Here is a 25,492-nt window from a genome sequence, read left to right on the forward strand (position 1 = left end):
CATGGCGATCACCCTGAAGTACCAGCGGAAGCTGTCCGCTCGCGCGTCCTCGCGCCTGCGCCGTCAGGTCCGCGGTCGCAAGAAGATCTCCGGGACGGCCGAGCGTCCGCGCCTGGTCATCACCCGGTCGAGCAAGCACATCACCGCCCAGGTCGTCGACGACCTGGTCGGCAAGACCCTGGTGTCGGCCTCGACGCTCGAAGGCGACCTGCGCGCCCTCGACGGCGACAAGACGGCCAAGGCCAAGAAGGTCGGCGAGCTCGTCGCCGCCCGTGCCAAGGAGCAGGGCGTGGAGTCGGTCGTCTTCGACCGCGCCGGCAACAAGTATCACGGTCGCATCGCGGCCCTGGCAGATGGCGCCCGCGAGGGCGGCCTGACCTTCTGACCGCGAACAGGACTGAGGAGAGATCATGAGCGGAGCCCAGCGCGGACAGCGTTCGGGTGGCGACCGTGGCGGCCGTGGTGGCCGTGACGATCGCCGCGGCGGCGCCGACAAGAACCAGTACGTCGAGCGGGTCGTTGCCATCAACCGCGTCGCCAAGGTCGTGAAGGGTGGACGTCGCTTCAGCTTCACCGCCCTCGTGATCGTGGGCGACGGCGACGGTCTGGTGGGCGTCGGCTACGGCAAGGCCAAGGAAGTTCCCGCGGCGATCGCCAAGGGTGTCGAGGAGGCGAAGAAGAACTTCTTCCGCGTCCCCCGCATCCAGGGCACGATCCCGCACCCGGTCCAGGGTGAGAAGGCTGCCGGCGTGGTGTTCCTGCGCCCGGCCGCCCCCGGTACCGGTGTCATCGCCGGTGGTCCGGTGCGCGCCGTCCTGGAGTGCGCCGGCATCCACGACGTCCTCAGCAAGTCGCTGGGCTCGTCGAACCAGATCAACATCGTGCACGCGACCGTCGAGGCCCTCCGCATGCTGGAGATGCCCGAGACGGTGGCCGCGCGTCGTGGCCTGCCGGTCGAGCACGTCGCCCCGGCGGCGCTGCTCAAGGCCAAGGCCGAGGGCGAGGCCGCTGCGGTGGCCGCGAAGTCCTCGTCGAACCAGGCGGTGTCGGTCTGATGGCACAGCTCAAGGTTCAGCAGACCAAGTCGAAGATCGGCACCAAGGCCAACCAGCGCGAGACCCTGCGCACCCTCGGCCTCAAGCGGATCGGCGACGTCGTGATCAAGGAGGACCGTCCCGAGATCCGGGGCATGGTCCAGACCGTCCGTCACCTGGTGACGGTCGAGGTTGTCGGAGGCGAGTGACGATGACGCTCAAGCTGCACCACCTGCGCCCGGCCCCGGGCGCCAAGACCGCCAAGACCCGCGTGGGTCGTGGTGAGGGCTCCAAGGGCAAGACCGCCGGTCGTGGTACGAAGGGCACCAAGGCCCGCTACCAGGTCCCGGTCGCGTTCGAGGGTGGCCAGATGCCGCTGCACATGCGGCTCCCGAAGCTCAAGGGCTTCCGGAACCCCTTCAAGGTGACCTTCCAGGTCGTCAACCTCGACAAGATCAGCGCGCTGTTCCCCGAGGGTGGCGACGTCACCCCGGAGACGCTGGTCGCCAAGGGCGCGGTCCGCAAGGGCCACCCCGTCAAGGTGCTCGGCCAGGGTGACCTGACGGTCAAGGTCGCGGTGAGCGCCGAGGCGTTCTCGTCCTCGGCCAAGGAGAAGATCGAGAGCGCCGGCGGGACCATCACGGTCCTGTGAGGCACTCGCGAGGGGCGCGGTGGCTGGCTTCGGTCAGCAGACCGCGCCCTTCGTGTGTCTCGGGCCGGTCGGTGCGTCGCGTCCCCGCGACCACCTCCCGGCTCGCAGCACGGTTGCAACACCCCGCCTGTTAGGCTTCCCGCGGCCGCTCGCCCGTCATCGTCAGGTGGTCACCCCCGCCGGATCGACGGCCTGCCGAGACGGCAGCCTGGAGTAGAAAGAGGACCCGAGTGCTCAGCGCGTTCGTGAACGCCTTCCGGACCCCGGACCTGCGGCGCAAGCTGCTGTTCGTCCTGGTGATCATCGTGATCTTCCGGGCCGGTTCGCAGATCCCCGCCCCCGGTGTGCACGTCTCCAACGTGGAGTTCTGCATCGGCGAGGCCCAGAAGGGTGAGAACGCCAGTCTCTACAGCCTGGTGAATCTCTTCTCCGGCGGCGCCCTGCTCCAGCTGACGATCTTCGCGCTCGGCATCATGCCGTACATCACCGCGAGCATCATCCTGCAGCTGCTCGTCGTGGTGATCCCGCGCCTCGAGGCCCTCAAGAAGGAGGGTCAGTCCGGGCAGACCAAGATCACGCAGTACACGCGCTACCTCACGCTCGGCCTCGCCGTCCTCCAGGCCACCGGCATCGTGGCGCTGGCCCGGTCGCGCAACCTGCTCCAGGGCTGTGATCGCGACCTGCTGCACAGCAACGACACCAAGACCTTCCTCGTCATGGTCGTGACCATGACCGCGGGCACCGCCGTCATCATGTGGCTCGGTGAGCTCATCACCGAGCGCGGCGTCGGCAACGGCATGTCGATCCTCATCTTCACCCAGGTCGTCGCGACCTTCCCGGCCGCGCTGTGGCAGGTGAAGATCACCGAGGGCTGGTGGACGTTCGGCATCGTGGTGGTGATCGGGTTGGTCCTGGTCGCGGCCGTCATCTTCATCGAGCAGGCGCAGCGCCGGATCCCGGTGCAGTACGCCCGCCGGATGGTGGGCCGCAAGATGTTCGGCGGCAGCTCGACGTACATCCCGCTCAAGGTCAACCAGGCCGGCATCATCCCGGTCATCTTCGCCAGCTCGCTGCTCTACCTGCCGGCGATGGCGGTCCAGTTCAACCAGAACTCCGAGAACCCGAGCAAGGTGATCCGCTGGGTGAACGAGTACCTCGTCGACCAGGGCAACCCGGTCCACATGGCGGCGTACTTCCTCCTGATCATCTTCTTCACCTACTTCTACGTGTCGATCACCTTCAACCCGCAAGAGGTGGCCGACAACATGAAGAAGTACGGCGGCTTCATCCCCGGGATCCGGGCGGGCAAGCCGACCCAGGACTACCTGTCCTACGTCCTGTCCCGCATCACGCTGCCGGGCGCTCTCTACCTGGGTCTGATCTCGCTCGTGCCGCTGATCGCGTTCGTGCTGATCAATGCCTCCCAGAACTTCCCCTTCGGTGGAACCTCCATCCTGATCATGGTGGGTGTCGCCCTCGACACGGTGAAGCAGATCGAGAGCCAGCTCCAGCAGCGCAACTACGAAGGATTCCTCCGTTGAGGCTTCTGATCATGGGCCCCCCTGGGGCCGGCAAGGGCACCCAGGCGAAGGCGGTCGCCGGCCACTTCGAGGTCCCCGCGATCTCGACCGGCGACATCTTCCGGGCCAACGTCAGCGGGGGCACCCCGCTCGGCGTCGAGGCGCAGAAGTACATGGACCGGGGCGAGTACGTCCCCGACGAGATCACCAACAACATGGTCCGCGGACGCATCGCCGAGCCGGACGCCGAGAAGGGCTTCCTCCTCGACGGCTACCCGCGCACGCTGTCCCAGGTCACCGAGCTCGACGCGATGATCGACGCCACCGGCCACCGCCTCGACGCGGTGCTCGTGCTCACCGTCGACCAGGAGGCCCTCCTCGGCCGCCTGCTCAAGCGGGCCGAGACCGAGGGTCGCGCCGACGACACCGAGGACGTCATCCGGCGTCGCCTCGAGGTCTACACGGCCGAGACCGAGCCGCTCATCGCGGTGTACGCCGAGCGCGGCCTGGTCGTCTCGGTCGACGGCATGGGCGAGATCGACGAGGTCCAGCAGCGGATCTTCGACGCGCTCGACGACATTCCGCAGAGCTGAATGGCCCGAGCGTGTCGCAGACGGACCTTGCCGCCCGGGCCTCGCAGGCTCGGCTGAACAGCCCGGCGGGCTCGGCCCGGGCGGTCTGACCGTGTTCTTCGACCAGCACCGGATCGAGATCAAGACCCCCGAGCAGGTCCGCGCCATGCGGACGGCGGGGCTCGTGGTCGGGCGCACGCTCGAGCGGCTCCGTGCCGCGGTGCGCCCGGGGGTCAGCACCGCCGAGCTCGACGCGCTGGCCGAGGCGAGCATCCGCGAGCAGGGCGGCACGCCGTCCTTCCTCGGGTACGGCGTCCCGCCGTTCCCGGCGAGCATCTGCGCGTCGGTCAACGAGCAGGTCGTGCACGGCGTCCCGGGTGCGCAGGTGCTCGCGGAGGGCGACGTCATCTCGATCGACTGCGGCGCCATCGTCGAGGGCTGGCACGGCGACGCGGCGATCACCGTGGCGGTCGGTCCGGTCCGGCCCGACGTGGCCGCGCTGGTGCGGGTCACCGAGGAGGCGCTGTGGCGTGGCCTGGCCGCCGCGCGGATCGGTGGCCGGGTCAGCGACATCTCGCACGCCGTCGAGAGCCACGTCCGGGCCGCGGGCGACTACGGCATCGTCGACGGCTACACCGGCCACGGCATCGGCACGTCGATGCACATGGAGCCCGACGTGCCCAACGAGGGCCGGCCGGGGCGCGGGCCGCGGCTCAAGCGCGGCATCGCGCTGGCGGTGGAGCCGATGATCACGCTCGGCACCCACGACACCGACGTCCTCGACGACGAGTGGACCGTGGTGACCGCCGACGGCACCTGGGCCGCGCACTTCGAGCACACGTTCGCGCTGACCGAGGCGGGTGTCTGGGTCCTCACCGCCGAGGACGGCGGCCGCGCGCGGCTCGAGGAGCTCGGCGTCCCCTACGGCGGCGAGTGAGCCGACCGGCTCCGTGCCGCGCGACCCCCGATCGGGTTCCGTGCCTAGCCCATCCTGACCCCCTCCAGGGCGGCATCGGGGCGATTTTGGTGAGACCTACGTAACATTTGTGCCGTTCGGGCCAGAAGTCCCGGTTCCTCCCCGTACCGTCCTTGGCGGAGAGGGAGGGACAAACAAAATATGGGACACGTACGCCCGAATGAGGGTGGAAGCGTGCGTCGCTGGGCCGTGGGGGCCCTGACGCTGCTCGTTGCAATCATCAGTGTGCTGGCGGCGGTGCCGTCGGCCCAGGCCGCAGCCGATTCGCTGCAGATCGACAAGTCGGTGGACAACGCGACCCCGAAGCCGGGGGAGTCGTTCACCTACCAGATCCAGGTCCGCTGCTCGGAGGACGACTGCCTCGACGCCCGCGTGGTGGACGAGCTGCCGGACGAGCTGGTCGGGTTCCCGATCCAGAACGTCACGTACAGCCCGAACGCCACCGCGGTGCCGCGGACGGTCACCTGGCAGCCGGGCAGCTCGGCGACCCCGCCGGCGAAGGTCGTGGCGGGCACGTCGCTGACCGTCGACCTGGCGCAGGTCACCGACGGTCCGGTGGGCGTCGGCCTGCAGGCCGGTACGACGTACACGATCTCGATCTCGCTGAAGGTGCCGGACGACTACCCGCCGGGCACCAGCCCGGAGATCGTCAACACCGCGACCGTCAGCGCGTCGAACGCCAACTCCAAGGACAGCAGCGCCTCGATCACCATCGAGTCGCCGATCCGGATGGGCGTCGACGTCACCAAGGGCTGGACGCCCGGCAGCCAGGCCTACAACCCCGGCGCCGACTCCGCGATCGCCCTCGGCGTGCGCAACGACAGCAACGTCGCGGTCGACAAGCTGACCGTCCAGGAGCCGAAGAACGCTCCGGACGGCGCGAGCGCGCTCGACGCCAGCAACCCCTTCACCATCACCGACTTCACCGGCTTCTCGGGCGTCAGCCTGCCCGCCGGCTGCGACACCGTCCGGGGGGGACGCCTACGTCCGCAGCGGCGGCACGTGGTCGTGGGTCCAGGGTGCCGACCGTCCGGCGGCCGACCCGCTGGCCCTCCCGGCCGGCGTGACGAACGCCGACGTCGGCGGCATCCGGCTGACCTGCACCGGGCCGATCGCGCCCGGGCAGCGGGCCACGCTGACCCTCGACCTCGAGCAGCGCGCCACCCACCGCACCACGGGTGCCGACCTGTCGACGACCGAGCACCGGGTCGACAACACCGCGACCGGCAGCGCGCAGCTCGCCGGCCAGCCGAACGCGACCAAGGACGCCACGGCGTCGTACGTCGTGCGCCCGGCCATCCCGTCGGTCGAGGCCGCCAAGGACATCTCGCCCGGCACGATCACCGCCGGCCAGCAGGCCACCGCGACGATCAGCGGCACCAACGGCGGCGTCCCGGTCGACCGGCTGAAGATCGCCGACCTCGACTTCTTCGACGACGAGGTCACCTTCGGCGGCTTCACCGCGCCGCTCAGCTGGCCCGCGGACGCCACCAGCGCCGAGCTGGTCTACCACCTGCTCGGCGGCGGCACGCAGAGCCAGACGCTGAGCAGCGGCCAGACCCCGGCAGGGCCGACCCAGAAGATCTCGGGCTTCGAGATCACCTGGACCGGACCGATCGAGGCCGACGAGACCGGCGGCGCGGCGTTCACCATCAAGACGACCGAGGACGCCACCGGCGGCCAGCCCCAGGTGACGCTCACCAACGAGGTCGACGTCGACGTGCAGGCCCCGAACGGCCTCACCGACAGCGACGAGGCCCGCGACACCCTGCGCATCGTCGACCCGGCGATCACCACGAGCCTGATCAAGACCGTGCGGCCCTCGGTCGCCGTCGAGCCGGGCGAGTCGGTCATCTCCTCGCTGCGGGCCAACGCCATCGCCCACGGTGACGGCGCCCTGGTCCACGACATCGTGGTCGAGGACGTCGTCGGCAACGGCCCGGCCGAGTTCTGGGACGCGTTCGACCTCGTCTCGATCGCGCCGACCCAGGTGCCGGCCGGCACCCGGCTCACGGTCGAGGTGCAGGACACCGGCGGCGCCTGGCACAGCCTCGTCGTGCACGGTCCGCTGGGCGCCGCGAGCGTGCTGCGGCTCAACGCCGCCGACACCCAGGACGCGCTGAGCGACGCCGGCCTGAGCGCCGACGACGTCCAGGGCATCCGGTTCTCGTTCCACAACGCGGCCGGCTTCCCCGCCGACACCACCGTCACGCCGAACATCGAGTTCGGCGCGCGCAACGACCTGCGCGGCGGTGGCGCGATCACGCCCGGCCACGACACGGCGACGCCGTACGTCAACTCGGCCACGGTCACCGCGGACGGCGAGTCCGCCGGCGGCAACCAGCTCACCCACGCCGACGGCGCCCAGGGCACCGGCAGCGTGATCACCGACGCCGGCGGCCCCGGCCCCGGCGTCGACATCCGCAAGCAGTGGGTCGAGGCGGCGGTCGACGCGCAGTCGGGTGACCAGGCGACGACCCACCTGGACTGGAACCTCAGCAAGGGCTTCTCGCCGGTGAGCATCACCGACGGCGCCGCTCCGGCGACGACGCCGGTGGCCCAGACGGTCTACGACGCCTTCGACCTGGTCCGCATCGAGCCGATCGCCGGCTCGGGCACGCCGTACACCACGGGCTGGTACCTGCAGTACGACACCGTCACCGAGGTCGCGCTGTACAACGGCACCGCGTGGGTCGTCGTCCCGGCGCCCGGCGGTTCGTGGCGCGCGGCCGACGGCGGCTTCAAGGGCTACACGCTGAGCACCGCGGAGCGTGGCTCCACGGTGGGCGTGCGGATCGTGGTCGCCGAGACCGCGGCCGACACGACCCGGCGCCAGGCCGCCCAGCAGGCGGGCAGCACGCTCGACCCGTTCGCGCCCGACCCGGGCAGCGGCGTGGGCGCCGGCAGCACCGACCGCCGGTTCTCGCTGCTGTGGCAGGTGCGCGACAAGGCCCGCTCCGACGGCCGCTTCGTCGTCGAGGACGAGGACTACAACACCGCCGACCAGGGCCTGGTCGAGAACGACGTCGCCCTGAGCGGCACGCCGGCCGGCGGCGGTTCCCCGGTGAGCGCCACCGACTCCGACACCATCCAGGTGCTGGACCCGGAGCCGGTCGTGGCCGTCGCCAAGTCGGTCGCGCCGACCGATCCCGTCTTCGTGCCGCCCGTCGGCACCGACGCGGGGGACTACCCGACGGCGACCTGGACCCTGGTGGGTCACAACGGCTCGACCGCGCGGGCGTCGTACGTCCGGCTGACGGACCCGGCCGCGTGCACCGACACGACGCTGACGGGCTGCCAGAGCAGCGCGGACGCGGCGGGTGCCACGGCGGACCCGTTCGACGTGGACGCCGACCTGCTCACCGACCCGTCGCGCCCGAACCCGTTCGAGCGCTTCGACCTGACCGGGGTGACCATCAGCGCGTCGCGTCCGGCCCAGGTGGACCTCGCGGCCAGCACCGTCTGGCTGCTGCGGTACGACGCGGCGACGGGCGACTACTCCACGGAGCAGACCACGGCGGCCGCGGTCAACGCGGGCGTCACCGCCCCGGGCACGGTCGTCGGCATCAGCGTGACCTTCCAGGCCGCCGACCCGGCGACCAGCGGCGGCACGATCACGCAGGACAACAACCTCAGCATCGCGCTGAGCACGCGCCTGCGGCCGACCCTGCGGAGCACCGGTGCGAACCAGGTGCTGCGTGCGGGCGAGAACCTCGACGTCGTGAACCGCGTGTTCGCGCAGTCGTACGACCCCATCGCCGGGGTCGGGGTCAAGACCGGTGACGTCGCGGACGCGACGCTGCGGCTGACCGGCGGCCTGGTGAACGTGGCGCCGAGCAAGACGATCACGCCGGCCCGGATCAACCAGCCGAAGCCGGACGTCCCGGTCACGGTGACGATCGGGGCGAACCAGGGCTCGTCCCCGCGCAGCACGCTGTCCCCGCAGCGGGTGACGATCGAGGACCAGGCCGACTCCGCGGACTTCTGGAACACCTTCCGGTTCACCGGCTTCACGAGCTTCCTGCGGCCCGCGAACGTCGACCGGATCCAGATCGACGCCTGGGACGGCACGCAGTGGCTGATCGGCACGCCGGCCGACCAGCCGGCCCTGCCCGTCGGCATCACGGCGGCCGACGTCCAGGGGCTCCGGCTCACCTACAGCCGCGCCGACGACAAGCTGTTCTCGGCGACCGTCCCGGCGCCGAACTGGGCGGTCTCCGCGACGTTCGGGGTCCGGCTGCGGGAGACGTACCGCGACTCGGGCGACCCCGTCCGCTTCGACGGCACGATCACCAACACGCAGTCGTCGTCCACCTCGCGGCCCGACGGCAACGACGCCGGTCCGGTCGACGCCGACGCGTCGATCGAGCTGTCGCCCGGCACCCGGGAGATCGCGGTCCGCAAGCTGACCAACGACGGCAACCGGCTCGCGTCGGTCGGCGAGGCGGTCCCGTTCGACCTGACGGTCGAGAACACGGGCACCGGCTGGCTGACGCTCAGCGAGCTGCGCGACGTCCTGCCGCCGCAGCTGCTCTACACGGGCACGCCGGCGCCGGAGTTCAGCACGTCGACCGGCGGCACGCTCTCGGACCAGGTGACGGTGACCCCGGGGACGGGTGAGCTGACGTTCACCTGGCCCCAGGGCGGCCGGCAGATGCAGCCCGGCGAGGTCTTCAAGATCCGGCTGCACCTCGAGCTGCAGCCCGGTCTGGGCACGGGCCAGACGGCGCTCAACACCATCACGGCCCGTACCGAGGAGACGCTCACCAGCTGCCGCAACCGGGTCGCCAACGGTCCGCTCACCGACGACTGGAACCAGGACGCGCGCACCTGCGGCACGACCGACTACGTCGGCACCGTCGCCGGGCCGAACCTGTACACGGTCAAGGGTGTGCGCGGCTCGCTGCCCGGTGCGTCCGCGCCGGACAACCCGGCCGTGGTGTGCACGCCGTCGCTGCAGGTCACCGGTGGCGCGTACTACCGCTCGCCCTGCGTCGCCAACAGCGAGGTCGACGGCACCGACGACTGGGTCCTGCACAGCATGAACGTGGGCACGGTCAACATCGACGAGATGACGGTCTTCGACCAGCTCCCGGTCCGCGGCGACCGGCAGCTCGTCTCCGGCAGCGCGCGCGGCTCGGCGTTCCGGCCGCAGCTGGTGGGGGCACCGCTCGTCACGGCACCGGCCGGGACGACGACGCGGGTCGAGGTCACCACCGGTGCCGGCGTCTGCGTCGGCACCTGGACCAACCTGGCCACCCAGCCGGTCTGCGAGCAGAACGGCGAGGTGTGGACGCAGGCCGATGCCGGCACGAACTGGTCGCAGGTGACCGGTCTGCGGGTCAAGCTCGACTTCCGCAGCACCCCGGACCAGTCGCTGCGCGCGGGCCAGGCGGTGGACGTCACCTTCTCGACGACCAACGTCCTCGCCTCCGACGCCGACGCCAGCGGCGTGCGCCGCACGGTGCCGGCCGACGACCTGATCGCCTGGAACCAGCACGGCATCAAGTTCAAGTACAGCGGTGTCGCCATGTTCCGCCAGATCGCCCCCAACCGGGTCGGCGTGCACCTGCACACCGGCAAGGCGGGCATCCTCAAGGCGATCACCGGTCCGGCGGCGGCCTACGCCCCGGACGAGGTCAAGGTCGAGGTGGCCTGCGAGGCGGGCGGCGTGCCGCTCGACATCCAGCCCACCCCGGTGCTCACGCTGCGCCGGGCGACGGACTGGAAGGCCGTGGTGAACGCGGTCCCGATCAGTGCCAACGGCAGCAGCTGCACGTTCACCGAGCAGGGTCCGGTCGGGGAGTACGGCGAGACGTCGCGCTCCGGTACGCCGGTCACGGTCGACGTCGAGGACGTCGCGGACCCGGCCGACGTGCCGACCGGGACGATCACGAACGACTACCAGTTCACCGGTCTGTCGGTGACCAAGCGGGTCGACACGCAGGCGAGCGGCACCACCTTCGGTCCGTTCACCTTCACCCTGGCCTGCACGGCGGCCGGCTCGGGCAAGGACGTCACCTTCGACGGTGCCGGCACCACCGAGCTGTCGTTCACGCTGCGCGCCGACGAGACCTTCACCGCCCCGGCGGACCGGATCCCGGTGGGTGCCACCTGCACCCTCACCGAGACCGACCGCTGGTTCGCCGACCAGGTCGTCGTCACCGGTGACGGGGTCGTCGACAACGGCGACGGCTCGGCGGTCGTGACGCCCGGGGTGGACCCGGCCGAGGTCGAGGTGACCAACGCCTACGACGCCGGCACGGTGCGGCTCGAGAAGACCGTCGACGGCGACGGCGCCGCCGCCTGGGGCACGGGCACGTTCGAGTTCGGCGTGCGCTGCACCTACCGCGGCCAGACGGCGTACGACGACACGGTGCGCCTGCGCGCCGGCGGGACGAGCACGCTCGGCCCGTTCGCCGTCGGCACGTCCTGCACGGTCGAGGAGACCGGCACCGCCGGTGCGACGACCAGCGTGCTCGACCCGGCCGACGGCGTCGTCGAGGTGCCGGCGCCCGACCAGCAGGGCGGCCTGAGCGAGGTCACGCTCCACGCGACGAACACGTTCGCGCTGACCTCGCTGGACGTGACCAAGGAGGTCGTCGGCGACACCACCGTCGCCGGCGCCAAGGGTCCGTTCCGGGTGCGCCTCGTGTGCACCTGGCTCGTCGCCGGCCAGCGCGTCGGCTTCGACGTGCCGGGCGGTGCCGAGCGGGTCCTCTCGCGCGGCAACGGCTACCGGGCGTCGTACCAGGGCCTGCCGTCGAGCGCGGCCTGCGAGCTCACCGAGTTCGACCACGGCGGCGCATCCCGCACCACGATGCACGCCGACGTGGCCGGCCGGAAGGTGAGCGAGCGCAGCCGCAGCACGTCGGTCGACCTCGGGACGACGAGCGGCCCCGGCCAGGCGTCGGTGCGGGTCGTCAACCGGTTCGACGCCGTCGGCGGCGAGGGCGACGGCCAGGGCGGCAAGGACGGCAAGGGCGGCGACCTGCCGGCCACCGGTGCGCCGTACCAGCCGTGGCACGTGTTCCTCGGCCTCGCCCTGCTCCTCGCGGGCGCGGGCGCCGTGGTCGCGGGTCGCCGTCGTAGGACGGTGTCCTAGGCTAGGAGCCATGGCGCGGGACCCGATCACCCCCGCCGCACTCGCGACGCGGCCGATGCTCTTCGCCTCCGGCGAAGAGGCCTACGTCGCGAGTGCGGTGCGGCGCACCGTCGAGACGCCCGACGGCGCCGACCCGGCCTGGGCCGACGGCGTCGTCGCGGCGCTCGAGCCGGGGGAGCGGGCCCTGTGCGCGCTCTCCTTCGCCGCGGGCGCGCCCGCGCTGGCCCACCTCGTGGTCGGCTCGGAGCACGCGCTGCAGCGGCCTCCGCACGACGCGAGCGTGCAGCGCACCTACGAGGTGACCGAGTTCCCGACCGCCGACGCCTACGCCGGCATGGTCGAGGCCGCGCTGGCCAAGATCGCCACCGGCGCGCTCCACAAGGTCGTCCTCGGCCGCTGCCTCGACGTCGTGAGCACGCCGCCGCTGGTGCCGGCCGAGATCATCGACCGGCTGCTCACCACGCGCCCGGGGCGCTACGTGTTCAGCGTGCCGCTCGTGCCGGGCACCGACGCCGGCCCGCCGAGCGACGGACCGATCCTGGTCGGCGCCAGCCCCGAGCTCCTGGTGCGTCGCGAGGGCCTGAGCATCTCGTGCACGCCGCTGGCCGGCTCGGTGCCGCGCTCGGCCGATCCCGACGAGGACGCCCGCCGGGCCGAGGGCCTGCGCCAGTCGGCCAAGGACCTGGCCGAGCACGCCTTCGTCGTCGAGGCGATCGTGCACGCCCTCAAGGAGGTGTGCGTCGAGATCGAGTACCCGGCCACGCCCGAGCTCCTCTCCACCGACACGGTCTGGCACCTCGCCACCCCCATCCGGGCCCGTCTCGCCGACGGGGTCGACGGGCCGAGCGCGCTGCGCCTGGCCCAGCTGCTGCACCCCACGCCGGCGGTGGGCGGCGTGCCGACGGCGGCGGCCAACGCCGTCATCGCCGACCTCGAGGGCGACCTGCGCGACTGGTTCGCGGGCTGCGTCGGCTGGGTCGACGGCCGCGGCGACGGCGAGTTCGCCGTCACCATCCGGGCCGCCGTCATGGACGGCCCGCGCCTGCGGCTCTTCGCCGGCGCCGGCATCGTGGCCGGCTCCGAGCCCGCCTCCGAGGTGCGCGAGACGGGCGCGAAGCTCGCCACGATGGCCCGGGTCACCGGCCTGCCCTGAGGTCGTGATTGGACCCTCGCGCGCCGGGCGTGCGAGGATTCCGCGCACCAGGGGGGAGTACTCCTTCGCTGCGGGCTCGTCATCACGAGCGGTCGAAGTCGCCCGCTCCGGTCCCGTAGGCTGCACACGGCGCCTCACGCGTCGGCAGCGGAAGAGACCTCGGGCGATCTGTCGACGCATCCGCCCCTGAAGGGACACCTCTATGGACGTGACCACCCTGGAATGGACGATCACCATCTTGGTGACCGTCGGAGTCCTCCTGTTCGACGTGTTCGTGATCGCTCGCGATCCGCACGAGCCCTCGATGAAGGAGTGCGCGATCGCGCTCTCCGTCTACGTCGGCGCAGCCGTGGCCTTCGGCGTGTTCATCCTCGTCCACCACGGGCACGACTACGGCATCCAGTTCTACACGGGCTGGCTGACCGAGTACTCGCTCTCGATCGACAACCTCTTCGTCTTCATCATCCTGATGTCGGCGCTCAAGGTGCCCCGCAAGTACCAGCAGGAGGCGCTGCTCGTCGGCATCGTGCTCGCGCTCGTCTTCCGCGGCATCTTCATCGCCCTCGGCTACGCGCTGATCGAGAACTTCAGCTGGATCTTCTACGCCTTCGGCGCCTTCCTGGTCTACACCGCCGTCAAGCTGGTCAAGTCCTACGGCGCCCACGAGGACGAGCACCCCGAGGACAACGCGATCGTCGCCTTCACCCGGCGCCGGATGCGGGTCGGCGAGAGCTGGCACGGCCTCAAGCTCTGGTACCACGAGAACGGCGTCCGCTTCGTCTCGCCGATGCTCATCGTGATCATCGCGCTCGGCGTCACCGACATCCTGTTCGCGCTCGACTCGATCCCGGCGATCTTCGGCATCACCCAGGAGCCCTACCTGGTCTTCACCGCGAACGTCTTCGCGCTGATGGGCCTGCGCCAGCTGTACTTCCTGCTCGGCGGCCTCCTGCAGAAGCTCGTCTACCTCTCGCTCGGCCTGGCCTTCATCCTCGCCTTCATCGGCGTCAAGCTGGTCCTGCACGCCCTGCACGAGAACGAGTTGCCGTTCATCAACGGCGGTGAGCACGTCGCCGTCTGGGACATCCCGTCGCTGTTCAGCCTCGGCGTGATCATCGTGACGCTGGTCGTCACCGCCGTCGCCAGCCTCTGGAAGACCTCGCGCGACAGCGCCGGCGACGACCACGTCCCGGACCACGCGGTCGCGCCGCGCGACCCCGCGGACGTCGACGACACCGCCGGTCCCGACTGGCGCTGACCGGTTGCTGGCGGGGCGCGGATCCCGCGGGTTCGGCGGGCGTTCTTCCCGGGTAGGGAGCGGGGGCGTCACGATGCCTTAGGGTTTCGTGACGTCATCCGCTCCCGACCGACCGAGGACTCAACGCGTGGACCGACTCCAGGTGCAGTGGGCCGGACAGACCCGGACCTTCGACGGACCGCGGGTCGTGATCGGGCGCGAGCTCGACTGCGACGTCCCGGTCAGCGACGCCCGCGCCTCCCGCCACCACGCCTTCCTCCAGATCGAGGACGGCGGCTGGGTGGTCGTCGACGCCAGCAGCAACGGGACCTTCGTCTCCGGGCAGCGGATCACCCGGCTCCCGCTGGGCGGTGCCCCGGTCAGCCTGCACCTCGGCGGCCCGGTCGGCGAGCCGGTCGTGGTCAGCGTGCTGATGACGGCGGCACCACCGCCCGCCCCGGTCCCGCCCGCGCCGGTCCCGCCCGCGCCGTCCTCGCGCCCGGTGCCGGCCCCGACCGGCGAGTTCTGGAAGAACCTCCCGCCGCCGCAGGTCCCCGCCAGCGGCGCCCCGGTCGACGCGTGGCGCCCGGCCGGCGTGGTGCCGCCGGGACAGCTGCCGCACGGGCACTCCATCGTGCTGCCCCAGCAGCTGCAGGCCGGCCGCTCGCTCACCATCGGGCGCGAGCACTCCAACGACGTCGTCCTCGACGACGCGCTCGTCAGCCGGCACCACGCCCGGCTCGACCCGGCGACGACGTCCTCGCTCGCGGTGCTGCACGACCTCGGCTCGTTCAACGGCACCTTCGTCAACGGCGCGCGGGTCCAGGGCGCCGTCCCGCTGCAGGTCGGCTCCGAGGTCATCTTCGGCAACCAGACCTTCCGCTGGGACGGCCTGCAGCTCATCGCCTCGGCCACCGCCCACGAGTTCACGCTCTACGCCGACGGGCTCACCCAGGTCGTGGGCGGCGGCAAGCGGCTGATCGAGAACATCTCGTTCAAGCTCGAGCCGCGCAGCCTCACCGCTGTCATCGGACCCTCGGGCGCCGGCAAGTCGACGCTGCTCGGCGCGCTCACCGGCCTCAAGCCGGCCAGCCACGGACGGGTGATCTGGCAGGGCCACGACCTCTACCAGCACTACGACCAGCTGCGCTTCCAGATCGGGCTCGTCCCGCAGCAGGACATCCTGCACCCCCAGCTCAAGGTCAAGCAGGGCCTGCGCTTCGCGGCCCAGCTCCGGCTGCCGCCCGACACCACCGCGCAGGAGTGGGACGCGCGCGTCGACCACGTCGCCAACCAGCTCCAGCTCCAGCAGCGGATGGACAACCGGATCGGCACCCAGCTCTCCGGCGGGCAGCGCAAGCGCGTCTCGATCGCCACCGAGCTGCTCACCGCGCCGCCGCTGCTCTTCCTCGACGAGCCGACGTCCGGCCTCGACCCGGGCCTCGACCTCGAGGTGATGCGCCAGCTCCGCAGCCTCGCCGACGACGGTCGCGTCGTCATGGTGGTCACCCACTCGGTGCTCGCCCTCGACGTCTGCGACAACGTGCTCGTGCTCGCGCCCGGCGGCCGGATCGCGTACTTCGGCCCGCCCGACGGCGTCCTCACCCACTTCGGCAAGTCCAACTACCCCGAGGTCTTCGACCTGCTCGACGAGCCGGACCTCTGGCAGCGCATCCCGGTCCCGCGGCACGCGGTCGACACGTCGGCGATCGCCGGGCAGTCCTACGGCGGCGCCGTCCCGGCCCCGCCGCGGCAGTCGGTCTCGCGGCAGCTCTCGACGCTGATCAAGCGCAACCTCGCCGTCGTCCTCGCCGACAAGCTGCTGCTCGGGATGCTCGTCCTGCTGCCCCTCATCCTCGGCGGCCTCAGCCGCCTCGTCGGTGGCGGCGGCGGGCTCTCGCTCGACGAGGCCTTCGCCAACGGCGACGGCATCAAGGAGGCCCAGCAGCGCCTCACCGTGCTCATCGTCGCCGCCTGCCTGATGGGCACCGCGCTCGCGATCCGCGAGCTCGTGGGGGAGCGACCGATCTTCAAGCGTGAGTACGCCGTCGGCCTCTCGCCCGGCGTCTACTTCACGAGCAAGGTGCTCGTCCTCGGCACGGCCGCCTTCGTCCAGGGCCTGGTCGTCACCCTCATCGCCACCGTCGGCCTGCCCGGCGCCGACGGCACCCTCGGCACCTTCCGCGTCGGCCTCGCCATCGCCGGCCTCTCGTTCACCATGGCCGTCATCGGCCTGGCCCTCTCGGCCGTCGTCACCAGCACCGAGCAGACCATGCCCGCCCTCGTCGGCATGGTCATGCTCCAGCTCGTCCTCTCCGGTGCCCTCCTCGAGGTCGCCGGCCGCCCGATCCTCGAGCAGATCGCCTGGCTCTCGCCGTCCCGGTGGGGCTATGCGGCCTCCGCCTCCGCGATGGACCTCCTCCGCAACAGCGCCGGCACCGACGACGAGGACTGGATCGCCCTCGGCGGCGGCGGCCACTACTTCATGGACCTGTTCATGATGGGCGTGCTGTGCCTGGCGGCGTACGGTGCGGGGCTCCTGCTGGTGCGCCGCAGCGCGACGTCCGACGACTGAGCGGTCCTTCGCCCGCCGGAACGTGCCCCTTCGCGGGAATGCCGGGGCCCTCGGGAGCCTTGGAACTGGCGATGTCTCTCACGCTCTCCGTCCTCGACCTCGTCCCCGTCCGCAGCGACCAGACCACCGGCGACGCGGTGGCGGCGACGCTCGACCTGGCCCGCGCCGCGGACGGCCTCGGCTACCGGCGCTTCTGGCTGGCCGAGCACCACAACATGCCGGCCGTCGCGGCGACCAACCCGCCGGTGCTGATCGGGCTGGTGGCGTCGGCGACGGAGCGGATCCGGGTCGGGTCCGGGGGAGTGATGCTGCCCAACCACGCGCCGCTGGTCGTCGCGGAGCAGTTCGCGCTGCTCGAGGCGGCCTTCCCCGGGCGCATCGACCTCGGCATCGGCCGCGCACCCGGCAGCGACCCGGTGACCAGCTGGGCGCTGCGCCACGGTGCGGGTGGGGTCAGCGACGAGGCGGTCACCCGCTTCCCCGAGTACGTCGACAACGTGCTCGCCATGATGGAGCCGGACGGCGTGGGCCTGGCCCTGCGCGGCGGCCAGCACGTCCTCAAGGCGACGCCCGTGGCCGGCTCGGTCCCGCAGATCTGGCTGCTCGGCTCCTCCGACTACTCGGCCCGGCTCGCGGCGGCCAAGGGCATGCCGTACGTCTTCGCGCACCACTTCTCCGGCTCCGGCACGGCCGAGGCGCTCGAGCTCTACCGCACGACCTTCCAGCCCTCGCCCGAGCTTGCCGAGCCGCGCACCTTCCTCACCGTCAACGCCTCCGTCGCCGAGACCGCCGACGAGGCGCACCGCCTCGCCCTCCCGCAGCTGCTCCAGATGCTCGCGCTCCGCACCGGCCAGCCGCTCATCGCCCAGCGCACGGTCGAGGACGCCGAGACCATCGTCGACGCCGGATTGCCCGAGGCCCACGAGGGCGTCGTCGAGGCGATGCGCTCGCGCTGGGTGATCGGGGACGCCGCCACGGCCCGCGCCGAGATCGAGCGCCTCGCGACGACGTACGGCGTCGACGAGGTGATGGTCAACCCGGTCGGCGGCGCCTTCCGCGGCACCGACGCCCGGACCGCCCCCGCGCGCCTGCGGACCCTGGAGCTCCTCGCCCGCTGAGCCCCCGTCGTCGCCGATTGGGCGTTGTCAACCCCTGTGGATAGACTGGCGTGTCGGTCCAACGTGGGTTCTGTGTGTGGTGCACGGACGTACGAGGTCCACTCGGTTACCTGCGGGTAGCCGGGAGGTTCCCGGGCCACCGGTAGACACATCCCCGAGCAGATTGTGAGACATGGCGAAGAAAGAAGGCGTCATCGAGATGGAGGGCTCCGTCGTGGAGGCCCTTCCCAACGCCATGTTCCGCGTCGAGCTGAGCAACGGCCACAAGGTCCTGGCTCACATCAGCGGCAAGATGCGGCAGCACTACATCCGGATCCTCCCCGAGGACCGCGTGGTGGTGGAGCTCTCGCCGTACGACCTGTCCCGCGGACGGATCGTCTACCGCTACAAGTGAGCCGCCGGCTCGCTTCTCCGCCACTAGCTAGAAAGGGCTGACATGAAGGTCAACCCGAGCGTGAAGAAGATCTGTGACAAGTGCAAGGTGATCCGTCGCCACGGCCGCGTCATGGTGATCTGCGAGAACCCGCGCCACAAGCAGCGCCAGGGCTGAGTTCCTCTCGCCACAACTGAATACGACAACTACGTGATCGCTTAGGTCGGCCCGACGGGCCACGACCGAATCACCTCCGGAGCGGATGGCCGGAGCTGGGCGCTACCAAGCACGACATGCCCGGACGCATCACGACCACACCACCGTGACTGTTCGAAAGGGAAGCCACCATGGCACGCCTCGTCGGAGTCGACCTGCCGCGCGACAAGCGCATCGAGGTCGCACTCACCTACATCTACGGCATCGGCCGTACCCGCGCCCAGCAGCTGCTGGAGGCCACGGGCGTCAGCCCCGACCTCCGCGTCCACGAGCTGGGTGACGAGGAGCTGGTCAAGCTTCGCGACGAGATCGAGGCGAACTTCAAGATCGAGGGTGACCTCCGTCGCGAAGTTCAGGCCGACATCCGCCGCAAGATCGAGATCGGCAGCTACCAGGGTCGCCGTCACCGCATGGGCCTTCCGGTCCGCGGTCAGCGCACCAAGACCAACGCTCGTACCCGCAAGGGCCCGAAGCGCACGGTTGCCGGCAAGAAGAAGGCCAAGTGATCGATCGCCTCGTGCGATCTCACTTCCTTCACGACCAGCTCATCTAGAGGAGATAGCGAATGCCTCCCAAGGCTCGCGCGGGCGCCAAGAAGGTGCGCCGCAAGGAGAAGAAGAACGTTGCTCAGGGCGAGGCCCACATCAAGAGCACGTTCAACAACACGATCGTCACGATCACCGACCCCACTGGTGCGGTGATCTCGTGGGCCTCTGCCGGCACCGTCGGCTTCAAGGGCTCCCGCAAGTCCACCCCGTACGCCGCTCAGATGGCCGCCGAGGCCGCTGGTCGCCGCGCGATGGAGCACGGCATGAAGAAGATCGACGTCTTCGTCAAGGGTCCGGGTTCGGGCCGCGAGACGGCGATCCGCTCGCTGGGTGCGATCGGCCTCGAGGTCGGCACCATCCAGGACGTGACCCCCGCCCCGCACAACGGCTGCCGCCCGCCGAAGCGCCGGCGCGTCTGAGCGTCTGACCAGGACTTAGAGGAGAACTTCAATGGCCCGTTACACCGGACCCCTGACCAAGAAGTCGCGCCGTCTCGGCGTCGACCTCGTCGGCGGCGACGCCGCCTTCGAGAAGCGCCCCTACCCGCCGGGCCAGCACGGCCGCGCGCGGATCAAGGAGAGCGAGTACCGCAACCAGCTGCAGGAGAAGCAGAAGGCGCGCTACACCTACGGCGTCCTCGAGAAGCAGTTCCACAAGTACTACGTGGAGGCCGCCCGTCGCCAGGGCAAGACCGGCGACAACCTGGTCCAGCTGCTCGAGTGCCGTCTCGACAACGTCGTCTACCGCGCCGGCTTCGCCCGGACGCGGCGCCACGCCCGCCAGCTGGTGACCCACGGTCACTTCCTGGTCAACGGCAAGAAGGTCAACATCCCGTCCTTCCAGGTGACCCAGTACGACATCATCGACGTGCGCGAGAAGTCGCTCGAGATGACGCCGTTCATCGTCGCCCGGGAGACCCACGGCGAGCGGATCGTGCCGGCCTGGCTCGAGGCGCTCCCCAACCGCATGCGGATCCTGGTGCACTCGGTGCCCGTGCGCGAGCAGATCGACCTGCCCATCCAGGAGCAGCTCATCGTGGAGTACTACTCCAAGAAGTGATCGTCGGCCCGTCCCGGTCCCCCTCCGCAACGCGAGGAGACCGGGGCGGGCACCGGCATCTCCGCAGTACCTCTTCTCCAATTCCGCACCACGTCTGGGTCCTCATATAGCGGTCGATCCGGAAAGGAACGAAACAAGTGCTCATCGCACAGCGCCCCACCCTGTCGGAGGAGACCGTCGACCAGTTCCGGTCGCGCTTCGTCATCGAGCCCCTCGAGCCCGGCTTCGGCTACACGCTCGGCAACTCGCTGCGTCGCACCCTCCTCTCCTCGATCCCCGGTGCCTCGGTCACGAGCATCAAGATCGACGGCGTCCTCCACGAGTTCTCGACCATCGAGGGCGTCAAGGAAGACGTCACGGAGATCATCCTCAACCTCAAGGGCCTCGTCGTCTCCTCCGAGCACGACGAGCCGGTCACCATGTACCTCCGCAAGTCCGGTGCCGGTGACGTCACCGGTGCCGACATCGCGCCCCCGGCCGGTGTCGAGGTGCACAACCCCGACCTGAAGATCGCCACCCTCTCGGACAACGGCAAGCTCGAGCTCGAGCTCGTCGTCGAGCGGGGCCGCGGCTACGTGTCGGCCGTCCAGAACAAGGGCGCCGACAACGAGATCGGCCGGATCCCGGTCGACTCGATCTACAGCCCGGTCCTCAAGGTGACCTACAAGGTCGAGGCCACCCGAGTCGAGCAGCGCACCGACTTCGACAAGCTCGTCATCGACGTCGAGACCAAGCCGTCCATCCTGCCCCGCGACGCCATCGCGTCGGCCGGAAAGACGCTGGTCGAGCTCTTCGGCCTGGCCCGTGAGCTCAACGTCGAGGCCGAGGGCATCGACATCGGCCCGTCGCCCGTCGACGAGCAGCTCGCCGCCGACCTCGCCCTCCCGGTCGAGGACCTGCAGCTGACCGTCCGGTCCTACAACTGCCTCAAGCGCGAGGGCATCCACACCGTGGGTGAGCTCATCAGCCGCTCGGAGCAGGACCTGCTGGACATCCGCAACTTCGGCGCGAAGTCCATCGACGAGGTCAAGGCCAAGCTGCACGAGATGGGTCTGTCCCTCAAGGACAGCGCCCCGGGCTTCGACCCGTCGGCCGCCCTGGCCAACTACTCGGACGACGACGAGGACGACACCGCCTTCGTCGAGGACGAGCAGTTCTGAGTTAGTCGGGCCGAGCGTGTCTCCGGCGTCTGGAAGAGGCAGCAAGCTGCCATCGGACGCCTCCCGACACGCTGCCGGCCTCGCGGTCGAGGTCCGCTGAGCGAGAGATCGCTCGGCGGCCAGACCACCCACCCAATGGACCCGGTACCTCGTACGGCCGGGACGACTGCCCCGGTACCTGACACGGCCGGGGAAGAAACGAGAGAGACATGCCGAAGCCCAAGAAGGGCCCCCGCCACGGCGGTAGCGCCGCGCACCAGCGCCTCATCCTGTCGAACCTGGCCACCGCGCTCTTCGAGCACGGCCGGATCACGACGACCGAGGCGAAGGCCCGCACGCTGCGTCCGTACGCGGAGAAGCTCATCACCAAGGCGAAGAAGGCCCACGCCGGCGAGAACCCGCTGCACCAGCGCCGCGAGGTCCTCAAGGTCATCCGGGACAAGGGTGTCGTGCACACGCTCTTCACCGAGATCGCGCCGACGTTCTCCGAGCGCCCGGGCGGCTACACCCGGATCACCAAGATCGGTCCGCGCCAGGGCGACAACGCCCCCATGGCCGTGATCGAGCTGGTGACCGGCGCGTTCACGCCCTCCGCGCCGAAGGCCGCCAAGGCCGAGGCGGCGCCCGCGCCGGCTCCGGCCGACGAGGTCGAGGAGACCGAGGTCGAGGAGACCGAGGCCACCGAGGAGACCGAGGCCCCCGAGGCGACCGAGGCGACCGAGGCTGCCGAGGAGGAGGCTCCCGCCGAGGAGTCCACCGAGGACGCCGAGAAGGCCTGAAGCACCCGCTTCGTCCGACGGCCCGTCACCCGCGAGGGTGGCGGGCCGTCGCGCTTTCGGCCGGGCCCGCCGCCGTCCGTAGACTGGAGCCATGACGATCGACCTCGGTACTCCGCGCCTGCTCGACGACGGCGAGCGCGAGGTCCTGCTCGCCGCCCCGCGCGGCTACTGCGCGGGGGTCGACCGGGCGGTCGTGACGGTCGAGCAGGCGCTCGACCTCTACGGCGCGCCGGTCTACGTCCGCAAGCAGATCGTCCACAACAAGCACGTCGTCGCCAACCTCGAGTCGCGGGGCGCGATCTTCGTCGAGGAGCTCGACGAGGTGCCGGTCGGCGCCACCGTCGTCTTCTCCGCCCACGGGGTCTCCCCGGCGGTCGTCAACGAGGCCGCCGAGCGTGAGCTTAAGACGATCGACGCGACGTGTCCGCTGGTCACGAAGGTGCACCGCGAGGCGGTCCGCTTCGCGGCCGACGGCTACACCATCCTGCTGATCGGCCACGCCGGTCACGAGGAGGTCGAGGGGACGGCGGGCGAGGCGCCCGAGCAGACCGTCCTGGTCGAGCACCCCGACGACGTCGCCACGCTCGAGTTCCCGCCCGACGCCAAGCTGGCCTGGCTGTCCCAGACCACGCTGAGCGTCGACGAGACCATGGAGACGGTGCGTCGCCTGCGTGCGAAGTTCCCGCAGCTCGAGGACCCGCCCAGCGACGACATCTGCTACGCCACCCAGAACCGCCAGGTCGCGGTCAAGGAGATCGGCGCGGCCGCCGACCTGGTGATCGTCGTCGGCTCGGCCAACTCGTCCAACTCGGTGCGCCTGGTCGAGGTGGCCCTCGAGGCCGGCGCCAAGGCGTCCTATCGCATCGACGACGTGTCCGAGCTCGACGAGTCCTGGCTCGACGACGCCGCGACCGTCAGCGTGACCTCGGGCGCCTCGGTCCCCGACCACCTCGTCACCGAGGTGCTGGCCTACCTCGCCGAGCGCAACTACCCCGACGCCCGGGCCGTCCAGACGGCTGAGGAGACGCTCGCCTTCTCCCTGCCCAAGGAGCTGCACCGCGACCTCAAGGCCGCCGGGCGCAGCACCAAGACCGCCGTGCGCCTCTGATGGCCCGCTACCTCGACGTCCACCCGGACAACCCCCAGCCGCGCCTGCTCCAGCAGATCGTCGACGCGCTCAACGACGACGCGCTGATCGCCTACCCCACCGACTCGGGCTACGCGCTCGGCTGCCGGATCGGCAACCGGGCCGGCCGCGACCGGATCCTCAAGATCCGCGGCCTCGACGACAAGCACCACTTCACGCTGGTGTGCCGCGACTTCTCCCAGCTGGGCCAGATGGTGCACGTCGACAACTCGGCGTTCCGCGCGATCCGCGCCGCGACCCCGGGGCCCTACACGTTCATCCTGCCGGCCATGCCCGACGTCCCGCGCCGGCTGCTGCACCCGAAGAAGAAGACGGTCGGCGTCCGGATCCCCGACCACGTGTTCGTGCAGGCGCTCCTCGAGCAGCTCGGCGAGCCGCTGCTGACCTCGACGCTGATCCTCCCCGGTGAGACCGAGCCGCGCACGATGGGCTGGGAGATCAAGGAGGACCTCGACCACGAGGTCGACATCGTCGTCGAGGCGGGCGAGACACCGGCCGAGCCGACCACCGTCGTCGACTGGTCCGACGGTGCGCCCGAGGTGCTCCGCCGCGGCGCGGGAGACCCCGACCGCTTCTGACCTGGTTGGCGCGAGCGCGTCTCCGGCCCCACGAATCGGCAGCAAGCTGCCCGCCGGGTGCCTCCCGCCGCGCTGCCGCGCGCGGCTAGTGGTCGGTCTCGTGGTGCCGCTGCAGGTACGAGCGCCGGGCGGCGAGCAGCCCCAGGCAGGCGCCGTAGCCCAGCACCAGCGCGACCGCGTGCCGCGAGAGCCCCGACACCGTGGCCTGGACGGCGTTGTCGTCGGCGCGGGCGACCGAGCCCGGGTCGGTGAGGGCGAGGAGCAGCACGATCGCGAACATCGCCAGCGGCGGCAGCACGCCGACGGCGAAGAAGTCGCTCGGCCGGACGGCGAGCGCGGCGCCGACGCAGACGGTGACGAAGGCCAGGTCGAAGAGCAGGCCGAGGCCGTCGGAGAGCAGCAGGTCGAGCACGGTCGCGGTGAGCAGGAGCGCGACGGCGAGCGAGACCACGTCCCGTCCGGGACGTCGCCCCTCTTCCCACAGGGTGCGGGGACGCGGCTGCGCCGTGCTGCTCACCCCTCCACGCTAGACCAGGTCAGGGGCTGAGCCGGCGACCACTGGCCGTGTCGAAGACGTGGGCCGCGCCCGGCGGGACGGCGACGTGGAGCAGGTCGTCGGGCCCGACGTGCCCCCGCGAGGGCAGCCGGACGGCGAGCGGGGCGGTGTGCGTGCCGAGGTCGGCCGTGCCGTGCGCGAAGCCCTCGGAGCCGAGCTCCTCGACCAGGTGCACCCGGACCGGCAGCCCGGCGCCCGGGGCGACCAGCGTCCAGGCCTCCGGGCGGACGCCGACGGTGACCTCGGGGGTGAGGACGCGGGCGGTCGCGGGGTCGAGCGGGAGGTCGTACCCGCCGAGGTGGACGTGGCCGTCGTCGACCCGGCCGGCCAGGAGGTTCATCTGGGGGGAGCCGATGAAGCCGGCGACGAAGAGGTTGGCGGGCTTGTCGTAGAGGGCCAGGGGAGTGTCGACCTGCTGGATCGCGCCGGCGTCCATCACCGCGACCCGGTCGCCCATGGTCATCGCCTCGACCTGGTCGTGGGTGACGTAGACGGTGGTCACGCCGAGCTCGCGCTGCAGCCGGGCGATGTCGCTGCGGGTCTGCACGCGCATCTTGGCGTCGAGGTTCGAGAGCGGCTCGTCCATGCAGAACACCTGGGGGGAGCGGACGATCGCGCGGCCCATCGCGACCCGCTGGCGCTGGCCGCCGGAGAGCTGCTTGGGCTTGCGGTCGAGCAGCTCGGTGAGACCGAGCAGCGCGGCGGCCTCGTCGACCCGGCGCTCGCGCTCGGTGCGCTCGACCTTGGCCATCTTGAGCGCGAAGCCGAGGTTCTCGCGCACCGTCTTGTGCGGGTAGAGCGCGTAGCTCTGGAAGACCATCGCGATGTCGCGGTCCTTCGGGGGGAGCGTGGTGACGTCGCGCTCGCCGATCAGGATCCGGCCGGCGTCGACGTCCTCGAGGCCGGCGAGCATCCGCAGGGTGGTGGTCTTGCCGCAGCCGGAGGGGCCGACCAGGACGAGGAACTCGCCGTCCTCGACCACCAGGTCGATGCCCGGTACGGCGGGGGCGTCGGCCCCGGCGTACCACCGCTGGGCGCCGTCGAAGGTGATGCTCGCCATCGCTGCTCCTGCCTCGCTGTCTCGGTGACCCAGTGTGACCTGGATCGCATTCGGGTCTTGCGAGGGTATATGTA

General features: G+C 70.9%; 25 protein-coding genes and 1 pseudogene. 22 read left to right on the top strand and 4 right to left on the bottom strand.

Features of this window, described 5'->3' with window-relative positions; genetic code table 11:
- Position 1 precedes the first annotated feature (1 nt).
- From rplR to BM223_RS30210, 8 genes and pseudogenes are all read left to right on the top strand, one after another.
- Positions 2–385: a 50S ribosomal protein L18 gene (gene rplR / locus BM223_RS05135; RefSeq protein WP_038681113.1), complete on the top strand. Its 384-nt coding sequence runs from the start codon at positions 2–4 to the stop codon at positions 383–385.
- A 25-nt stretch (positions 386–410) separates the two neighbouring features.
- On the top strand, positions 411–1,055 hold the full coding sequence (gene rpsE / locus BM223_RS05140) for a 30S ribosomal protein S5 (protein WP_038681111.1): 645 nt from the start codon (positions 411–413) through the stop codon (positions 1,053–1,055).
- Positions 1,055–1,243 (top strand): 50S ribosomal protein L30, encoded by a 189-nt coding sequence (gene rpmD, locus BM223_RS05145; RefSeq protein WP_038681109.1) that lies wholly within the window; start codon positions 1,055–1,057, stop codon positions 1,241–1,243. The genes rpsE and rpmD overlap by 1 nt, the downstream gene beginning before the upstream one ends.
- Positions 1,244–1,245: 2 nt before the next feature.
- Complete coding sequence (gene rplO / locus BM223_RS05150; RefSeq protein WP_038681107.1) at positions 1,246–1,686, top strand: 50S ribosomal protein L15; 441 nt, start codon at positions 1,246–1,248, stop codon at positions 1,684–1,686.
- 230 nt (positions 1,687–1,916) lie between these two features.
- Positions 1,917–3,227, top strand: coding sequence for a preprotein translocase subunit SecY (secY, locus tag BM223_RS05155; RefSeq protein ID WP_038681105.1), 1,311 nt, complete (start codon positions 1,917–1,919; stop codon positions 3,225–3,227).
- Positions 3,224–3,799 (top strand): adenylate kinase, encoded by a 576-nt coding sequence (locus BM223_RS05160; RefSeq protein ID WP_141267346.1) that lies wholly within the window; start codon positions 3,224–3,226, stop codon positions 3,797–3,799. The genes secY and BM223_RS05160 overlap by 4 nt, the downstream gene beginning before the upstream one ends.
- 91 nt (positions 3,800–3,890) lie before the next feature.
- Positions 3,891–4,715: a type I methionyl aminopeptidase gene (gene map, locus BM223_RS05165; RefSeq protein ID WP_038681100.1), complete on the top strand. Its 825-nt coding sequence runs from the start codon at positions 3,891–3,893 to the stop codon at positions 4,713–4,715.
- Positions 4,716–4,895: 180 nt separating this feature from the next.
- Positions 4,896–5,405, top strand: a pseudogene (locus tag BM223_RS30210) (hypothetical protein); the annotation flags it as partial.
- On the opposite strand, the gene BM223_RS30020 reads toward BM223_RS30210, so the two are convergent.
- Both BM223_RS30020 and BM223_RS05175 read right to left on the bottom strand, forming a co-directional pair.
- On the bottom strand, positions 5,375–5,500 hold the full coding sequence (locus BM223_RS30020) for a hypothetical protein (protein ID WP_255319134.1): 126 nt from the start codon (positions 5,498–5,500) through the stop codon (positions 5,375–5,377). The pseudogene BM223_RS30210 and the gene BM223_RS30020 overlap by 31 nt on opposite strands.
- A gap of 27 nt (positions 5,501–5,527) precedes the next feature.
- Positions 5,528–5,719: a hypothetical protein gene (locus tag BM223_RS05175; protein ID WP_038681097.1), complete on the bottom strand. Its 192-nt coding sequence runs from the start codon at positions 5,717–5,719 to the stop codon at positions 5,528–5,530.
- 98 nt (positions 5,720–5,817) lie between these two features.
- Between BM223_RS05175 and BM223_RS05180 the strand changes: the two genes are divergently transcribed.
- From BM223_RS05180 to BM223_RS05245, 14 genes are all read left to right on the top strand, one after another.
- Positions 5,818–11,859, top strand: coding sequence for a DUF5979 domain-containing protein (locus BM223_RS05180; RefSeq protein WP_075018468.1), 6,042 nt, complete (start codon positions 5,818–5,820; stop codon positions 11,857–11,859).
- 10 nt (positions 11,860–11,869) lie between these two features.
- The gene (locus BM223_RS05185; RefSeq protein ID WP_052138948.1) at positions 11,870–13,012 is read left to right on the top strand and encodes an isochorismate synthase; all 1,143 of its coding nucleotides are present in this window, start codon (positions 11,870–11,872) and stop codon (positions 13,010–13,012) included.
- 202 nt (positions 13,013–13,214) lie between these two features.
- Positions 13,215–14,270 carry a TerC family protein gene (locus BM223_RS05190; RefSeq protein ID WP_052138947.1) on the top strand — a complete coding sequence of 352 codons (1,056 nt, stop codon included), beginning with the start codon at positions 13,215–13,217 and terminating at the stop codon, positions 14,268–14,270.
- Between the two features lie 127 nt (positions 14,271–14,397).
- Positions 14,398–16,824, top strand: a complete 2,427-nt coding sequence (locus BM223_RS05195; RefSeq protein ID WP_038681093.1) for an FHA domain-containing protein — start codon at positions 14,398–14,400, stop codon at positions 16,822–16,824.
- A 71-nt stretch (positions 16,825–16,895) separates the two neighbouring features.
- Positions 16,896–17,942 carry an LLM class flavin-dependent oxidoreductase gene (locus tag BM223_RS05200; protein WP_038681091.1) on the top strand — a complete coding sequence of 349 codons (1,047 nt, stop codon included), beginning with the start codon at positions 16,896–16,898 and terminating at the stop codon, positions 17,940–17,942.
- 172 nt (positions 17,943–18,114) lie between these two features.
- Positions 18,115–18,336 carry a translation initiation factor IF-1 gene (gene infA / locus BM223_RS05205; RefSeq protein WP_028656368.1) on the top strand — a complete coding sequence of 74 codons (222 nt, stop codon included), beginning with the start codon at positions 18,115–18,117 and terminating at the stop codon, positions 18,334–18,336.
- Between the two features lie 42 nt (positions 18,337–18,378).
- Positions 18,379–18,492, top strand: a complete 114-nt coding sequence (gene rpmJ, locus BM223_RS05210) for a 50S ribosomal protein L36 (protein WP_008361054.1) — start codon at positions 18,379–18,381, stop codon at positions 18,490–18,492.
- 170 nt (positions 18,493–18,662) lie between these two features.
- Positions 18,663–19,037 (top strand): 30S ribosomal protein S13, encoded by a 375-nt coding sequence (rpsM, locus tag BM223_RS05215; protein WP_036547929.1) that lies wholly within the window; start codon positions 18,663–18,665, stop codon positions 19,035–19,037.
- A gap of 59 nt (positions 19,038–19,096) precedes the next feature.
- Positions 19,097–19,498, top strand: a complete 402-nt coding sequence (rpsK, locus tag BM223_RS05220; protein ID WP_038681087.1) for a 30S ribosomal protein S11 — start codon at positions 19,097–19,099, stop codon at positions 19,496–19,498.
- A 31-nt stretch (positions 19,499–19,529) separates the two neighbouring features.
- Entirely contained in the window at positions 19,530–20,138 is a 609-nt protein-coding gene (rpsD, locus tag BM223_RS05225) for a 30S ribosomal protein S4 (protein ID WP_038681085.1), read from the top strand.
- Positions 20,139–20,275: 137 nt separating this feature from the next.
- Positions 20,276–21,298, top strand: coding sequence for a DNA-directed RNA polymerase subunit alpha (locus BM223_RS05230; protein ID WP_038681083.1), 1,023 nt, complete (start codon positions 20,276–20,278; stop codon positions 21,296–21,298).
- A gap of 209 nt (positions 21,299–21,507) precedes the next feature.
- The gene (gene rplQ / locus BM223_RS05235; RefSeq protein WP_038681081.1) at positions 21,508–22,077 is read left to right on the top strand and encodes a 50S ribosomal protein L17; all 570 of its coding nucleotides are present in this window, start codon (positions 21,508–21,510) and stop codon (positions 22,075–22,077) included.
- A gap of 91 nt (positions 22,078–22,168) precedes the next feature.
- On the top strand, positions 22,169–23,185 hold the full coding sequence (locus BM223_RS05240; protein WP_052138946.1) for a 4-hydroxy-3-methylbut-2-enyl diphosphate reductase: 1,017 nt from the start codon (positions 22,169–22,171) through the stop codon (positions 23,183–23,185).
- Positions 23,185–23,802 (top strand): L-threonylcarbamoyladenylate synthase, encoded by a 618-nt coding sequence (locus tag BM223_RS05245; protein ID WP_038681079.1) that lies wholly within the window; start codon positions 23,185–23,187, stop codon positions 23,800–23,802. The genes BM223_RS05240 and BM223_RS05245 overlap by 1 nt, the downstream gene beginning before the upstream one ends.
- Before the next feature lie 85 nt (positions 23,803–23,887).
- Here BM223_RS05245 and BM223_RS05250 read toward each other — a convergent pair whose 3' ends face one another.
- The gene (locus tag BM223_RS05250; protein WP_038681077.1) at positions 23,888–24,319 is read right to left on the bottom strand and encodes a DUF6542 domain-containing protein; all 432 of its coding nucleotides are present in this window, start codon (positions 24,317–24,319) and stop codon (positions 23,888–23,890) included.
- Positions 24,320–24,338: 19 nt separating this feature from the next.
- On the bottom strand, positions 24,339–25,418 hold the full coding sequence (locus tag BM223_RS05255) for an ABC transporter ATP-binding protein (RefSeq protein ID WP_038681075.1): 1,080 nt from the start codon (positions 25,416–25,418) through the stop codon (positions 24,339–24,341).
- Positions 25,419–25,492 lie beyond the last annotated feature (74 nt).

The organism is Pimelobacter simplex (genome assembly GCF_900114845.1).
In the GTDB taxonomy this organism is placed as follows: Bacteria; Actinomycetota; Actinomycetes; order Propionibacteriales; family Nocardioidaceae; genus Nocardioides; species Nocardioides simplex.